10 protein-coding genes are annotated in these 15,478 nt (G+C 58.9%); 7 read left to right on the top strand and 3 right to left on the bottom strand.

Annotated elements, in window-relative coordinates:
• Window positions 1-127: 127 nt before the first annotated feature.
• The 5 genes from ACA067_RS28620 to ACA067_RS28600 all read left to right on the top strand — a co-directional run bounded on the left by ACA067_RS28620 (window position 128) and on the right by ACA067_RS28600 (window position 6,484).
• The gene (locus ACA067_RS28620) at window positions 128-2,230 is read left to right on the top strand and encodes a 3-hydroxyacyl-CoA dehydrogenase NAD-binding domain-containing protein (protein ID WP_497459530.1); all 2,103 of its coding nucleotides are present in this window, start codon (window positions 128-130) and stop codon (window positions 2,228-2,230) included.
• A gap of 40 nt (window positions 2,231-2,270) precedes the next feature.
• Entirely contained in the window at window positions 2,271-3,467 is a 1,197-nt protein-coding gene (locus ACA067_RS28615; protein WP_497459529.1) for an acyl-CoA dehydrogenase family protein, read from the top strand.
• A 12-nt stretch (window positions 3,468-3,479) separates the two neighbouring features.
• Window positions 3,480-4,622 carry an acyl-CoA dehydrogenase family protein gene (locus ACA067_RS28610; RefSeq protein WP_497459528.1) on the top strand — a complete coding sequence of 381 codons (1,143 nt, stop codon included), beginning with the start codon at window positions 3,480-3,482 and terminating at the stop codon, window positions 4,620-4,622.
• Window positions 4,623-4,804: 182 nt separating this feature from the next.
• Window positions 4,805-5,554, top strand: coding sequence for an electron transfer flavoprotein subunit beta/FixA family protein (locus ACA067_RS28605; RefSeq protein WP_497459527.1), 750 nt, complete (start codon window positions 4,805-4,807; stop codon window positions 5,552-5,554).
• Complete coding sequence (locus ACA067_RS28600; RefSeq protein WP_497459526.1) at window positions 5,555-6,484, top strand: electron transfer flavoprotein subunit alpha/FixB family protein; 930 nt, start codon at window positions 5,555-5,557, stop codon at window positions 6,482-6,484. It abuts the gene before it with no gap.
• A 35-nt stretch (window positions 6,485-6,519) separates the two neighbouring features.
• Here the strand turns inward: ACA067_RS28600 and ACA067_RS28595 are convergent, their stop codons facing one another.
• From ACA067_RS28595 to ACA067_RS28585, 3 genes are all read right to left on the bottom strand, one after another.
• The gene (locus ACA067_RS28595; protein ID WP_497459525.1) at window positions 6,520-9,027 is read right to left on the bottom strand and encodes a LuxR C-terminal-related transcriptional regulator; all 2,508 of its coding nucleotides are present in this window, start codon (window positions 9,025-9,027) and stop codon (window positions 6,520-6,522) included.
• A 226-nt stretch (window positions 9,028-9,253) separates the two neighbouring features.
• On the bottom strand, window positions 9,254-10,615 hold the full coding sequence (locus tag ACA067_RS28590; protein ID WP_497459524.1) for a DUF1329 domain-containing protein: 1,362 nt from the start codon (window positions 10,613-10,615) through the stop codon (window positions 9,254-9,256).
• Between the two features lie 22 nt (window positions 10,616-10,637).
• Window positions 10,638-12,428 (bottom strand): DUF1302 domain-containing protein, encoded by a 1,791-nt coding sequence (locus tag ACA067_RS28585; RefSeq protein ID WP_497462861.1) that lies wholly within the window; start codon window positions 12,426-12,428, stop codon window positions 10,638-10,640.
• A 572-nt stretch (window positions 12,429-13,000) separates the two neighbouring features.
• Here ACA067_RS28585 and ACA067_RS28580 point away from each other — a divergent pair.
• Both ACA067_RS28580 and ACA067_RS28575 read left to right on the top strand, forming a co-directional pair.
• Complete coding sequence (locus ACA067_RS28580; protein WP_497459523.1) at window positions 13,001-13,993, top strand: NAD(P)H-dependent flavin oxidoreductase; 993 nt, start codon at window positions 13,001-13,003, stop codon at window positions 13,991-13,993.
• Between the two features lie 106 nt (window positions 13,994-14,099).
• Window positions 14,100-15,443, top strand: a complete 1,344-nt coding sequence (locus ACA067_RS28575; protein ID WP_497459522.1) for a serine hydrolase domain-containing protein — start codon at window positions 14,100-14,102, stop codon at window positions 15,441-15,443.
• Window positions 15,444-15,478: the final 35 nt, after the last annotated feature.

The raw sequence follows: 15,478 nt of genomic DNA, 5'->3' as shown, positions 1-15,478 counted from the left end.
TTATTTCAGTTCCATTTATGATGGGTGATTGTCAACAAGCTCTTCTCCGTCGGCCATTACCTTGATATTATCGGTTTCTGGTTCTGCACAGCGGAACAAAATTCAAAATCGGGATATTGAGGTTCAGATGAATTCCAGCGTTGACTATGAGCGTCAAGATCAGATTGCTCTTATTACCCTGAAAAACCCTCCGGTTAACGCGCTCGGCCAAGCCCAGCGTGAAGGCTTACTCCGTGCCTTTCACGCGGCACGGAGCGATACCGAGGTCAAAGTTCTGGTATTGCTGTGCGACGGCCGAACCTTTATAGCTGGCGCGGACATCAAGGAGTTTGGCAATCCGCCGCAGGCGCCGAGTCTGCCGGACGTAGTCAACGCCTATGAGCAAAGTGACAAACCCTGCGTCGCGGTGATTCATGGTACGGCCCTGGGTGGAGGTCTCGAGCTGGCGTTAGGTTGTCACTACAGGATTGCCCGTCGCGATGCCCGGGTCGGTCTGCCGGAGGTCAAGCTGGGGCTGCTGCCAGGGGCAGGCGGAACGCAACGATTGCCGCGTCTGGCAGGCCTGGACAAGGCACTGGACATGATTGTCTCCGGCGCGCCTGTCGATGCCGTTCAAGCCCTGGAATTCCACATTGTCGATGAATTGTTTGAAGGCGATCCGCGTGCGGCCGGGATCGCGTTTGCCCGGCGGATGCTCGAGGAGTCCATGGGCGTGCGGCGCACCGGCGAACAGACTGCCGCACTGGATGGAGCCGATAACACCGCGCTGATCGCGGCCAAACGTGCCGAAGTAGCAAAGCGGATGCCGGAGGCTTTTTCTCCGCCACGTTGCATTGCAGCCGTCGAAGCAGCGGCTTTTCTCCCCTTGGCCGAGGGCTTGGAGCGTGAGCGGGAACTGTTCCAGGAATGCCTCGTTTCTGAACAACGGGCGGCGTTGGTACACGCTTTTTTCGCCGAGCGTCAATGCGCTCACATTGCAGATTTGCCGAAAGAAACCGCAGTGCGCGTCATCGACCGCGTGGGTGTGGTGGGCGGCGGGACCATGGGCGTTGGCATTGCGTTGAGCTTTGTCAGTAGTGGCATTCCGGTGATGCTGCTGGAAGTCAACGAACAAGCCCTGCAACGGGCTCTGCAACGGGCACGAGAGACCTGCGCCGCCAGCGTCGACCGTGGCAGCCTTAGCCCTGAAGTGATGGAGCAACGCTTGGCACTGCTGCACGGCGTGATGGATTACAAGGAACTGGCCGAAGCAGATTTGGTCATCGAGGCGGTGTACGAGAGTCTGGAAGCCAAACGCAAGGTATTCGAGCGTCTGGATCGGGTCTGCAAGCCAGGCGCGATTCTGGCTAGCAACACCTCCTCACTGGACCTGAACGTCATTGCCGGTTTCACCTCACGGGCGCAGGACGTGGTCGGTTTGCACTTTTTCAGCCCGGCCAACGTCATGCGCCTGTTGGAAGTGGTACGCGGACGGGACACTAGCTTGGAAGTGTTAGCCACCGTGATGCACCTTGGCAAAACCCTCAACAAGGTCGCGGTGGTAGTGGGCGTCTGTGATGGTTTTGTCGGTAACCGGATGATCTTTCAATATGGCCGGGAGGCCGAGTTCCTATTGGAGGAGGGCGCCACTCCTGAGCAGGTGGATGCTGCCCTGCGCCACTTTGGCCTGGCCATGGGCCCTCATGCCATGCGCGACCTTTCGGGACTGGACATCGGCTGGAGCATTCGTAAGCGTCAGCGGGAAAGCCTGCCATCGCACTATCCATTGCCCGGCGTGCTCGACAAGCTTTGCGAGGCTGGCATGCTCGGGCAGAAGACTGGCAAGGGTTTCTATTGCTATGCCTCTGGTTCGCGCCGTCCCGAGCCGAACCCGGAGTTGTTGCCATTGTTGGAGGCGGTTTCCCGAGAGAAAGGCATCGAGCGACATGGCCTCAGTGATCAATACATCGTCGAGCGTTGCATCTTCGCCCTGATCAACGAGGGAGCGAAGATCCTCGAAGAAGGCATTGCCCAGCGCAGCAGTGACATCGACGTGATTTACCTCAATGGCTACGGTTTTGCCGCATGGCGCGGCGGTCCGATGTTCTATGCCGACAGCCTGGGCCTGGACAAGGTGCTGGCCCGCATTCGCGAATTCCACCAACGCTTTGGCGCCTGGTGGGAGCCCGCTTCGCTGCTCGAAAAACTGGCCGCAGAAGGCCGGCGCTTCGCTGATTGGAAACACGATTAACGGCACGCTTCACGGTCTCTCAATGGCTTGGAGAAATACAATGGACATTCATTTTACGGCTGAAGAATTAGCGTTTCGCGATGAGGTCAGGGCGTTCCTGAAGGACAAGTTGCCCCAGGACCTGGCGGATAAGGTGCGCCTCAGCAAGCACTTGTCGAAAGCCGACCACCTGCGCTGGCAAGCGATTCAGAATGAACAGGGCTGGTATGCAACTCACTGGCCGGTGGCCTTTGGCGGCACCGGTTGGGGGCCGGTACAAAAGCATATCTACGAAGAGGAATGCGCCCGGATGGGGGCGCCGCGAACTATTCCGTTCGGGGTCAGCATGGTCGCTCCGGTGTTGATCAAGTTTGGCACGCAACAACAACAGGATTATTACCTGCCGCGTATCCTCAACGGCGCAGACTGGTGGTGCCAGGGCTACTCCGAACCCGGTGCCGGGTCCGACCTGGCTTCACTGAATACCCGGGCGGTGCGAGATAACGATCATTACATCGTCAACGGCCAGAAGACGTGGACCACCCTGGGTCAGCACGCCAACATGATTTTCTGCCTGGTGCGCACCGACCCGCAGGCGCAGAAGCAGCTCGGTATTTCCTTTCTGCTCATCGACATGAACAGCCCCGGTATCAGCGTGCGCCCAATCATCACCCTCGAGGGCGAACATGAAGTCAATGAGGTGTTTTTCGACAACGTGAAAGTCCCGGTCGAGAATTTGGTCGGCGTGGAAAACCACGGCTGGACCTGCGCCAAATACTTGCTCACCTACGAGCGTACCGGCCTGGCTGGGATTGGCGCGTCCAAGGCGGCGCTGGCGCACCTTAAGCGTATTGCCCGCCTGCAAATGAGCGCAGGCAAACCCTTACTCGACGATTCACTGTTCCGGGCTCAGGTCGCGGAGGTGGAAATGCAACTGATGGCCACTGAGATGAGCACCTTGCGCATCCTTGCCGCAGCCAAGGAAGGCGGCGTACCCGGTGCCGAAAGTTCGATCCTCAAGGTCAAGGGTACTGAAATTCGCCAAGCCATCAGTCACCTGCTGCGCAAGGTGATCGGTCCTTATGCCTTGCCGTTTCTGGAGGAGGAGCAGGACCTGGATTACCCGGGCGAACCGCTGCACGCCGATTACAGCGTTGCGTTGGCCAGCCAGTATTTCAACCTGCGCAAGCTGTCGATCTTCGGCGGCTCCAACGAAATTCAGAAAAACATCGTCTCGAAGATGATTCTTGAACTGTAACGGGGGCTAATCATGGATTTCAAACTGACAGAAGAGCAGCAAATGTTGCAAGACACGGCGACTCGTCTGGTGCGCGACGCTTACAGCTTCGAGGCCCGCCAGCAGTACGCGGCCAGTAAGGAAGGTTTCAGTTACACGTTCTGGCAACAGCTCGGTGAACTGGGGCTGACGGCTGTGCCCTTCCCGGAAGAACTCGGTGGTTTTGGCGGTAGTGGTGTAGATACGATGCTACTGATGACCGAGCTGGGCCGTGGCCTGTGCCTGGAACCCTACTTGCAGTCGGTGATTTACGCGGGCGGGTTGATCATGCAGCTCGGTAATCTGACGCAGCATCAAGATCTGTTGCCACGGGTGGCCAGTGGACAATTGCTAATCGCTACTGCCTTTCAGGAGCCTCAGAGTCACTACCACTTGAACGATGTGCAGACCCGCGCCTGCCTAGACTCCCAAGGCTGGACGCTGACCGGGAAAAAAGCAGTGGTGATCGGTGGACATCAGGCCGGGTTGATTCTGGTCAGCGCCAGGGTCAGTGGTGACAGTCGTGACGATCTGGGAATTGGCCTGTTCCTGATCGACCCGCAAGCCCCTGGCGTCGAACGTCGCACTTACCAAACCGTGGATGGCCGCACAGGCTGCGATTTGTACTTGGACAAGGTGCGGGTATCCGCGCAGTACGTACTCGGCGAGCCGGCGAATGCATTGTCGGCGTTGCGTTACCAGCAAGGTCGGGCGATTGCAGCGCAGTGTGCCGAAGCGCTGGGCAGCATGCAGGAAGCTTGTCGCCTGACCCTGGACTACCTGAAAACCCGTCAGCAGTTCGGTGTAGCGATTGGTCAGTTCCAAGTATTGCAACACCGCATGGTGGACATGCGCACCGAGTTGGACCAGGCCACCAGCATGGCGATTCTGGCCGCGTACAGCGCCAATGAAGCTGACAGTGACGAGCGCAGCCGGACCCTGTCGGCCGCCAAGTTCATTGTCACCCGTGCCGCGCGCAGCATTGCCGAACAAGCGATCCAACTGCATGGCGGGATCGGTATGACTTGGGAATACGCTCTGGCGCACCACGCCAAGCGCCTGGTGATGCTCAGCCATGAGTTTGGTGACGATGATTATCACCTGCAGGCCTATTCAGCTCTGCTCGATGCGGCCTGAACCTGTTCTATAAACGGAGACCAAGGTGAGAGCGGGTTTGCCGACGCTAGCAATGGGTCAATCAACGATGGTGTTGAGTGTGCTGACGCTATCGGGCAAGCCCGTTTCAAAGGGATACGTTGGGCTTAGGTTCTGTGTGCCCCCAGGCACAGGTTTCACTGTTTAAAATACGGAGGTATTGAATGAAAGTCCTCGTCGCAGTCAAGCGAGTGGTCGACTACAACGTCAAGGTTCGCGTCAAGGCGGACAATTCCGGCGTCGACCTCGCCAACGTCAAGATGTCGATGAACCCGTTCTGCGAAATCGCAGTGGAAGAAGCCGTACGCCTGAAAGAGAAAGGTGTTGCGACTGAAATCGTCGTCGTCTCCATCGGCCCGACCACCGCCCAAGAGCAACTGCGCACCGCGCTGGCTCTGGGTGCCGATCGCGCCATCCTCGTCGAATCCGCTGAAGATCTGACTTCCCTGGCCGTTGCCAAGCTGCTCAAGGCTGTCGTGGACAAGGAACAGCCGCAGCTGGTGATCCTTGGCAAACAAGCCATCGACAGCGACAACAACCAGACTGGCCAGATGCTCGCTGCACTGAGCGGCTACGGTCAGGGCACCTTCGCCTCGAAAGTCGAAATCAGCGGCGACAGCGTTGCCGTGACTCGCGAAGTCGACGGCGGCGCGCAGACGGTTTCCCTGAAACTGCCGGCCATCGTCACCACCGACCTGCGTTTGAACGAGCCGCGTTATGCGTCCCTGCCAAACATCATGAAAGCCAAGAAGAAGCCTCTCGAAGTGCTGACTCCGGACGCTTTGGGCGTTTCCACTGCCTCCACCAACACAACCTTGAAAGTCGAAGCGCCTGCTGCACGCAGCGCGGGCATCAAGGTCAAGTCGGTGGCTGAACTGGTTGAAAAACTCAAGAATGAAGCGAGGGTAATCTAAATGACTATCTTGGTTATTGCTGAACACGACAACAAAGTAGTGGCTCCGGCCACCCTGAATATCGTCGCCGCTGCCGCCAAAATCGGTGGTGATATCCACGTGCTGGTAGCGGGCCAGAACGTTGGCGCCGTGGCTGAAGCCGCCGCGAAAATCGCGGGCGTAGCCAAAGTGCTGGTGGCAGACAACGCCGCCTACGCTCACCAATTGCCGGAAAACGTTGCTCCGCTCGTAGCCGAGCTGGGCGCTGGCTACAGCCACATCCTGGCGGCCGCGACCTCCAACGGTAAAAACATCCTGCCGCGCGTTGCTGCGCAGCTGTACGTCGACCAGATCTCCGAGATCATTTCGGTCGAAAGCGCTGACACCTTCAAGCGCCCGATCTACGCCGGTAACGCGATCGCCACCGTTCAGTCGAACGCGGCAATCAAAGTCATAACCGTGCGTGCCACCGGTTTCGACCCGGTTGCCGCTGAAGGTGGTTCGGCTGCCGTTGAAGCGGTTGCGGCTGCGCACAATGCCGGCACGTCGAGCTTCGTTGGCGAAGAGCTGGCCAAGTCCGATCGTCCGGAACTGACCGCTGCCAAAATCGTGGTTTCCGGCGGTCGCGGCATGCAGAACGGCGACAACTTCAAACACCTGTACGCCCTGGCCGACAAGCTGGGCGCGGCCGTTGGCGCTTCCCGCGCCGCGGTCGACGCAGGTTTTGTACCCAACGACATGCAGGTCGGTCAGACCGGCAAGATCGTTGCGCCACAGCTGTACATAGCGGTCGGTATCTCCGGCGCGATCCAGCACCTGGCCGGCATGAAAGACTCCAAAGTGATCGTTGCGATCAACAAGGACGAAGAAGCGCCGATCTTCCAGGTGGCCGATTACGGCCTGGTAGCGGACTTGTTCGAAGCCGTACCGGAACTCGAAAGGTTGCTCTGACCTCGCCTGCGATCGGTTCGCTGGTGGCTAGCAACTCAATCCAGCCAGCCAAACGCTTTGGCCTGCGCCACGGCCTGGGTGCGGCGCTCGATACCAAGTTTGACATTGATGTGACGGGCATGGCTTTTCACGGTATGCAGCGAGATGAACAGTTGCTCAGCGATCTGCTGGTTGGAACAACCCTGAGCGATTAAGCTCAACACCGCTTGTTCCCGCTTGCTTAACGGCGACTTCAGGCGGGAGGGATCGAGAAGACGCAGACAACCTTGGCGTTCCGCTGGAGCGGGTAGCATCTGCTCCAGCCAGTTATGCTGGCGGCGGTACAGCATCCGTAGCGGCTGCAGCAGCTCCAGCCGCTCTGCCTCGGCCAGTGCCTGGCGCAGTTGATCGTTAGCCGCCCTCCTTTGCCCACTCACTCGCAGCGCCTCGGCAATAACGAACCGACATTCACAAGCCAGACTACGCAAGCCCCTTCTGCCGCACTCCTGCTCCAACGTGCGCAAGGCAGGCAATGCCACATCGGCTCGGCCAAGGCAAAGCTCGGTCTGGGCGAGAAGCAGGCTTGCGCGGTGGGGCAGTTCGTAGAACCCCGAAGGCCCCAACAGATCCCCATCGCGCAAAGACTGCAGCACTTGAGTGAAGTTGTTGTGTGCTTTTTGTGTCTCGCCCCGCTGCAGCCAGAGCTCGCCTTGGGCAAAAAGCAGCACCATGCGATAACGCTCTTCCGGGACCTGCAGCCAACGCATTTGCCGCTCGGCCGTGTCAAGCAACTGTTGGGCTCGGTCGAAGTCCCCCTGCTCTATAGCCAGCTCAGACAGGGTCTGATAGCCGAAAAGCAAGTATGCCTCCTTGCAGCGTTCAGCCTCATCCAGTGCGCTAAGCAAAGCTGCCTTGGCCCCGTCGTCTTCACCACGGCTGGCCAGCAACCTGCCGCGCAGCAGCAAAAGTCGCACCAGCACTGGCCCCCGCTTGCCGGCCTCAGGCATTTCTTGCAGCAATTGCTCGACCTGCTTCAGCCCCCGCTCCGTTTCGCCATGCATCGCTAACAGGTGCACGCGCTCGATGCTGAGCAAGGCCTCGAACGGCTGATTGCCTCTGCGCCCGGCCAGACTCAGGCCTTCATGATTGAAGTGATCGGCAGCCTTCAGGTCGCCCTCTGCCAGCGCGTGCTGGCTCAGCATTTGGTAGCACAGGATACGTTGCGCCCACGCTGAAGGAACCAGCACCTGCAAAGCCTCAAGGCAGTGCCGACGAGCCCCTCGGTGGCCCAGCATCCGCTGCAGAACACCCTGGACGGTTTGGTATTGCGCCAGCAGCTGTTGCTGGCGGCGCGGCGTTGGCTGGGGCAAAAAGCGCGCCAGGTCCGCGAGGCAGGGATCCACCTCATCCAACCGCGAGGACATGATCAACGCCCAGGATTGCAGGAGAATCATACGTGGTGTGCTGGTGAACAGCTCAGTCGGTAGTTCGTTACGCCATTCTAGAAAGCGTGCGCCACTGCGTCCTACCAGCAACTGATCCTGTCCGTAGCGTTGCAGATAGCCCGCTGCCAGGTCCGGCTGCTCCGCCCACAGGGCATGTTCCACCGCGTCACGCACTTCACCCTGGCGGGCAAACCAGTGGCTGGCACGAATATGAAGACGCCGCATTGATTGGCTGGCGGTCTTACGCCCGAGCATCGTCGCCAGAGGATAGGCCAGACGTAACCACTCGTTGCGGCTGTCCAGTCCACGGAGAAATAGCTGACGTTGAAGCAAATCATCGAGTACTCGTGCGCCGCCTTCATGCTCCATCAAGTGATCACAGAGCGCCGAGCAAAATCTGGGCATACGGGCCAGCACACTGAGGCCTTGGAGCAAGGGTTCAGGCAAACCGGCGAGTACCTCGCGCGCGATGTACTCCTGAAGCAGCGGCGGGCTAGCGGTGAGGCGCTCAAGGACGCTGTTCGCCTCGCCCTGGGTCAACAGCAAACAAATGCAGGCCAACCAGCCTTCGCTCTGCTGAAGCAACTGAGCACTTTGCTCGACGGATAATTGAATCTGACGCTTGAACAACAGCGCGTCCAGCTCATGTTGATCGAGCGCCAGATCATCCGCTCCCAGCTCCAGCAAGTCGTCCTGCAACAGCAGGCGCGGTAGGTTCCACGCGGGTCGCCGCCTCCCGCTGATCCACCAGCGCAGTGTATGCGGCAATCGCTCCAGCAAACGATCGAGGCAGGAATCCAGTTCGTTACAGGGCAGTCTGGGATAGTCGTCGAGCACTATCCACAAGGGGCCTTCGACTCGGCTGAGCAACTGGGTCAACTCCGCATAAGGATCACCGTCGCCATGCGGTAACTGCAGGGCACCGGCCAGGCGTGACAGCAGCTCGGCAGGGCTCAGCGGATGCCCCAGCAGATCGAGCCAGACCAGTCGGGTTGAGGGGCCTGCCTGACGTGCACACTCGTTCAACAGCACGGTCTTGCCGAAACCGGCCTGCGTACAGACCAGAGTAAGCAGGCAATCGCTGGCCAGCAAGCGCTGACTCAGACGTGGACGGGGCACATGCGCCAGCGGCAAGCGGGGGAGCACAAGACGTGGAGGAAAGGACCCTGCTATAGGAATAATGTTGCACGTCTCGTCGGACATCGTCCTGATCTCACCCATTTTTCTTATTGTTTCGCGGGTCCAGACGACCCGCTCCGCGCCATTATGCCGCGCTATCGGAACTGCGCATAAAAAAGGCGACCCCTTGGGGTCGCCGCATCGACTATTTAGAGCGACTTTATTGCTAACGCACGCCGGCACTGCGCAGCGCGGAAGGGGTGTATTCGGCCATCGTAGCCGGAATGCCGTACTCGACGTATCTCTCTTCTTCGTTGCTCAGTCCGGCGATATAGCGTCCAGAGATCAGGTCGGACAGCACCTGGGTGGCGGCTTCCATGCTCTGCACCTCATAGTTGTGCATCAGCATGGCCTCGCCGACGCGCCACAACTGACCACGGCCGTCATAGTGCTCGGAGACGGCGATATACCAGCTGTCCTCATCAATGAAGAAGCGGCGCTTGGCATAGATATGGCGTTCGCCGGATTTCAACGTGGCCTCTACCTCCCAGACTCTGTGTAACTCGTAGCGCGCCAGATCCTGATTCAGGTGGCCGGCTTTGAGGATGTCCTTGTACTTGAGCTTGGGTGAGTGCAACCGGTAGTTGTTGTAGGGGATGTACAGCTCGCGCTTGCCGACCAGCTTCCAGTCGTAGCGATTCGGCGCGCCGTTGTACATGTCCACATTGTCCGAGGTGCGTAGACCGTCGATGCCCGACGGGCCGTCATACGCCACCTGCGGCGCGCGGCGCACCCGGCGTTGGCCGGGGTTATACTGCCAGGCCATGCGCGGCTCCTGAAGCTGGTCCAATGAGTCGTGCACCAGCAGCACATTCCCCGCCATTCGTGCCGGTGCAAGGTTTCTCTCTTTGTACACCAGCAGGATGTTCTCGGCCTTTTCGGGAGTCAGACCGGTAATAGTCGGTGGCATCGCCACCTGAGTTTCGAGCTTGACCGGTGTGAAGTCGCCATTGGCCAAAGGCGCGGCGAAGATGGAGACCCCCTTGCGATTACCTCCTCGGTAGCGGGTAATATGGTTCCATACCACTTCAAGACCAGTCCGTGGAACCGGGAAGGCGTAATAGCGGCTGTCGTTGAAACCTTTCAAGCCGTTGCCACCTTCCATCAGGCTGGTGGCTTGCGCGCTTTTCATCGCCGCCGCATTGATTGCCTGGGGAGCCGACATCGTCCGGTGGCTGGCGTAGACCGGCATCTTGTAGGTCGCGGGATAGCGCTTGAATAGCGCCAACTGGCCTTCGGAGAGCTTATCGCGATATTGCTGGATATTCTGCGCGGTGATTACAAACAGGGGTTGCTCGCTGGCGAAGGGATCGCCAAGGAATCCGTTTGGTTCCACCTTGGCGGCGCCCTTGGAGATTCCACCGGTCCAGGCCGGAATGCTGCCATTAGCATTGCCTGTCTTCTCCGCACCGAGCGGGGTCAGGGTGTTGCCCAGTTTGGCCGCCTCCTCCGGCGAGACGGCGGCCAACGCGCTACCACCGAGCAGGGACAGGGTCAGCGCGGTGATGAGGGCGCTTTTCGTCTTCATAGTGTTTCCTCCGTGATGCCGGTTAAAAAGTCACGCCAAGGCTGAAAGCGAGGAAATCGCGATCGACCAAGGTGTTGTACTCGCCGCCGAAGAAGTCTGTATAGGACAGGCTGGCGGTGTAGGTAGTACGGTAATCGGCATCCAAACCGACGCTGATGGCTTTAGCACCTTCATTGAACACAGGGCTGTAACCGTCCACATCGTGTGACCAGGCCAGGTTCGGCTTGAGGTTGATGCCGGCGAAGACATCGCTGTATTCCCAGATGGCGCGCGCCCGGTATCCCCAGGAATCGGAGGTATAGAAACCGTGGACGTCGCCGTTTGCGCCGAAGCTGCCGAACACGCTGGCGCGACCAAATCGCAGGTCGTCTCCGGTGGCTTCGGGCAGTCCTCCGATATGGTGCCAGCCGACCTCACCCACCAGGGTCAGGCGGTTGGCGCCCATGAACTGTTCGACAAAGTGCGTGAGGGTGGTCTGCGCCTGGGTAACTTCCTTGCGACGATAACCGGTGTTATCCGCGCCGATGCCGCTCGCGATAGGCGAGAGAGAGCCGCCGCTAATTGGATTGAGCAGGGCATTGGTGACATCGTTGCTATTGAGATCCACCGGGGCGTTGGGCCGGTAGCTGATCTCCCCGGACCAAGCGGTTCCCGTAGGCAGGTTGGTCGAGAAGGTCAAGCCGTAGAGCTGGATGTCCTCCGGGTACTCCATAAAGTAATTGCCATTGGCCAGCCCGGTGGCCGCCCCCAGAGCAGTGCGAAAGGGCGCTGGCGTCGCGGCAAGAATGCGCGGTAGCGCTGCGAAGGTCGCAGAGGAGGCGGTTTGGGTGCTGAAGTAGGGCTGACGACTGTGGTAATTCATGAAATATGCACCGTATTCGGCGGTGTCGCCCAACCAGCGCAGAGCGATGCCGTATTGGCCGCTGTCCCGCGCGTCACGATCACCCGAGCGGGGTATCAACACACCCTCGGTATTGACGTCGAAGCCCTGGCCAAACGCTGCGGCAATGGGCTCGAGCCCCGCGAGGTTGGGGGACAGCACACGGAAGTTATCATTACAGCCATCGGCAGGAAGATCGCTGGAGGAGAAGAAGGTGCCGCAGTTGTCCACCACCGTCTGGTCCCATTCCAGCTGGTAAAAGGCCTCTGCACTCAACTGGTCGGTGAGGCTCTGTGACACATAAAACATGTTGACTGGAATCAGACCTTCCTTGATTTCCGCGCCCGGGCGGCGGAAGGCGGCGACGTCGATCGGGTTGATTGCGTTGATCGAGTTCAGGATGAAAGTGCTTTCCCCCCAACTGACCACCTGCTTGCCCAGACGCACCGAGCCCGGCAGATCCGCAATGTTGTAATTGTGGTAGACGAAGGCATCGAGCAGTTCGGATCCGGAGGATCGAGCCGCCACTTTACGGTTGTGGTCGTCGATGTCTTTGAACGGGCGACTCTCGTCCTTCAACTCGAAGTCATACCAATACTTGCCGCGCAGGAACACGCCAGTATCTTGATATTTGAGTTCCAGATCGTGGATGCCTTTGAATATCTTCGAAAAGGTCTCGCCTTTTTTGAAGTTGACTCGACCGTCATCGCCTGTATTTGACGCTCCCTCGCCACCGTTATTAGGGCCGATCAATTTCGGATCAGCACCCTGCATCGACCAACTGGCGCCGATCGACAGCGAGGAGTCGAACTGCCCCTCGATTTCGCCGAGCTTGAAGGTGGAGGCATGGACCGGGCTAACGGCAATTCCCAGGGCAATAGCCAATGCCAAGTGGTGTGGAGGTAGGATTTCTGGCCTTGTTGTAATTGTCATACGGCACTCCATTGTGGTTGTAGCGGAACGCCGACAGAAGCTACTTAATCGAAAGGGGGTGTGATAAGTGTTCGAAAGTTGGATTCTGAAGATCATACTTAAGTGTGATTTTTTGACGCCGCAGGGTCTCCTTTGCCGCCGCTCCAGCCCCCCGCACAGCCCCATTTGATGTAATCGCCCTTCATTTGAACGAATGCAAAGGTCGCTCGGCATATCGCCAGGACACCTGAGATGCCCAAGCCTCACGCCGCAACCCGCTCCTGGGTCCAAGGGTGTTGCTTGGTAGCTCCTGTTCCAAAACCGCCACCTTCCTCCGTTACGGAGATGCAGCATTCCCCTGGACTTGCGGTTCCAAGTGTCTTCAGTGATAATTATTTCAGAACAATATTTTGCTGTGCGGAACCAGATGAGTGGAAAACGAAATTGTTTGTCGTTGTGGGACTAGCCGCTCAGCCAAATAGCAGGCTTCCGCAGATATTGAAGACTTGTTATCCGTGACACTTACTCACTACTCAGCCTTGAGCAAACGCACACCCAACTCCCACCTGTCTGCGACACAGAGGCGACTGAATATGAGCGATGGTCTGTTTTCCACTCCCGCGACTGAACTGTTCGGCATCCGCCTGCCAATAGTTGCTGGTGGTCTAATGTGGCTCGCCGATGCGAGCTATGTCGCCGCTGCTGCACATGCCGGCATAATCGGCTTTATTACCGCCGCGAGTTTTCCCGAACGGCAGGCATTACGCGACGAAATTAGGCGTTGCCGCGACCTCTGCGCTGGTAGGCCTTTTGGCGTCAACGTCTCCATGCTACCCAAACTGGTGCCTGGCGACAGGACCCGCGAGGTGTTCGAGACGGTCATCGACGAAGGAGTGCGCTTTGTCGAGACTTCAGGGCGCAACCCCGAAGAATTCATGCCGCTGCTCAAGGGTGCTGGCGTCAAGGTGCTGCACAAGGTGCCGGCCGTACGCTATGCGGTTAAGGCGGCTGAAATGGGTGTCGACGCGGTGGCTATCGTGGGCGGCGAATGCGGGGGGCACCCCGGCCTCGATATGGTAGGCACTTATGTCAATGCGGCCTGGGCTGAGAGTTGCCTCGACATTCCTTACTTGATCGGAGGTGGCATCGGCCGCGGTTCACAGGTTATCGCTGCCCTGGCGATGGGAGCAGCCGGCGTAGTCGTAGGAACGCGCTTTGTAGTTGCCGATGAGATCTGGGCTCACCGCGATTACAAGCAGCGTCTGGTCGAAGCACTGCCGACCGATACCGAGTTGACCATGCAAACAGTTCGTAACACCGTCCGTACGCTGCGGAACGAGACCACAGCAGCCGTCAAAGCAATAGAAGCGGAAAACCTTAACGTGACCATTCAGGATCTGATGCCACTTGTAGCGGGGCATATCGGCCGCAACGCCTACGTCACTGGCGATTGGTCGAAAGGGCTGCTTGCCGCCGGCCACTCACTGGCCTTCGTCGATCGCATCGAATCACTGGCCATAATCATCGCTCGCTTCGAGCAGGATATGCGGCTCGCCATGGCGAGGTTACCCCGCGCAAGCGCATGAGCGTTCATGCGACCACCCAAGTTGGTACGCCGCCGCTTCGTTCCGCTACCCCACCGCCAGCCCACTGCGCGACTTAGGCGGATGCGAAATACGCAGGAGACTTTCAATGAATAAGAAATACCTATCTGTACTGTGCAAGACGGGGTTCGTTGCCACGCTTGGCGGCCTGCCCTTACCGCTGCTGGCTCAAGATGGGGCACCGCAGTTTCCCGATGCGAAGGCGAGTGATCCGGCGGTGCTTGGTTGGATGCAGGGCTCGCCGCCACCGGCGGATAAGGTGATTCGACATGCCGATGGCAGCTACTACCGCTTCCCACAACTGCGATGGGCCTTCTCGAACTTTCGTCAAATACTGCCGACCTCTAGCGTCAGTCGTGGCGAAGGGCCGATTGCTCCGCTGCCCCGTGCCGAACGCAACGATCTCGATGAGGTCAGCTTCATGCCAATGGGCAGCAGCACGCCCATGACCTGGCGCCAATCGCTGGATGTCAACTACACGGATGGAATCGTCGTGCTGCACAAGGGACGCATAATTTCCGAGCGTTACTTTGGTGTGCTCAAGCCGACCGGCCACCATATCGCGATGTCGGTGACCAAATCCTTCTTCGGCACCCTGGGGATGGCGCTGATCGCCGAGGGCAAGCTCGACCCGTCCGCTCCCGTTTCCCAATACGTGCCCGAGCTCAAGAACACAGGCTTCGGCGACGCGACGATACGCCAGGTGCTCGACATGACAACGGGCATTCAGTTTTCGGAGAACTACGCCGACCCAGAAGCCGAAATCTGGGCACATACACGCGCGGGCGGTATGGGCGTTCGACCACAGGCATACCAAGGGCCGCAAACATTCTATGAGTTCCTCCAGACGGTGAAGAAAGAAGGCGAGCACGACCAGGCCTTCGCCTACAAGACGGTCAATACCGATGTGCTCGGCTGGGTGATCCGCCGCGTAACCGGAAAATCGGTAGGCGAGAATATGTCCGAACGCATCTGGTCAAAACTAGGTGCCGAGCACGATGCCTACTTCATGGTCGACTCCGTAGGTAACGAATTTGCCGGTGGTGGACTCAACACCACGTTACGCGACCTGGCGCGTTTTGGTGAGGCGATGCGCCTGAATGGGAGGTTCAACGGTCAGCAAATCATTCCCGGGGCCGTGATCGACGATATCCGTAAAGGGGGGGACCGCCAATTATTCGCGCAGGCTGCAGGCGCAGGTACGACCATGCCAGGCTGGAGTTACCGCGACATGTGGTGGGTCTCCCACAACGAGCACGGCGCGTATGCGGCGCTCGGCATCCATGGGCAGGTCATCTACATTGACCCAATGGCGCAGATGGTAATCGCCCGCTACGGTTCGCACCCGCTCGCGTCGAGCCGGCACCTCAACCCCACTTCGTTGCCGGCTTATCATGCACTGGCCAAACACCTTATCGCCCGCCCTGACTGAGTGGGTACGTGCCTCGCAGCCACGGCGAGTTGCGC

Source organism: Pseudomonas sp. LBUM1674 (assembly GCF_059695635.1).
Note: the sequence above shows the minus strand (reverse complement) of the source record. Positions and strands in the feature narration are given on the sequence as shown.

Bases quoted from the DNA above. Each gene is read 5' to 3' on its own strand.
- ACA067_RS28620 (WP_497459530.1), top strand. From the start codon at position 128: ATGAATTCCAGCGTTGACTATGAGCGTCAAGATCAGATTGCTCTTATT.
- ACA067_RS28615 (WP_497459529.1), top strand. From the start codon at position 2,271: ATGGACATTCATTTTACGGCTGAAGAATTAGCGTTTCGCGATGAGGTC.
- ACA067_RS28610 (WP_497459528.1), top strand. From the start codon at position 3,480: ATGGATTTCAAACTGACAGAAGAGCAGCAAATGTTGCAAGACACGGCG.
- ACA067_RS28605 (WP_497459527.1), top strand. From the start codon at position 4,805: ATGAAAGTCCTCGTCGCAGTCAAGCGAGTGGTCGACTACAACGTCAAG.
- ACA067_RS28600 (WP_497459526.1), top strand. From the start codon at position 5,555: ATGACTATCTTGGTTATTGCTGAACACGACAACAAAGTAGTGGCTCCG.
- ACA067_RS28590 (WP_497459524.1), bottom strand. From the start codon at position 10,615: ATGAAGACGAAAAGCGCCCTCATCACCGCGCTGACCCTGTCCCTGCTC.
- ACA067_RS28585 (WP_497462861.1), bottom strand. From the start codon at position 12,428: ATGACAATTACAACAAGGCCAGAAATCCTACCTCCACACCACTTGGCA.
- ACA067_RS28580 (WP_497459523.1), top strand. From the start codon at position 13,001: ATGAGCGATGGTCTGTTTTCCACTCCCGCGACTGAACTGTTCGGCATC.
- ACA067_RS28575 (WP_497459522.1), top strand. From the start codon at position 14,100: ATGAATAAGAAATACCTATCTGTACTGTGCAAGACGGGGTTCGTTGCC.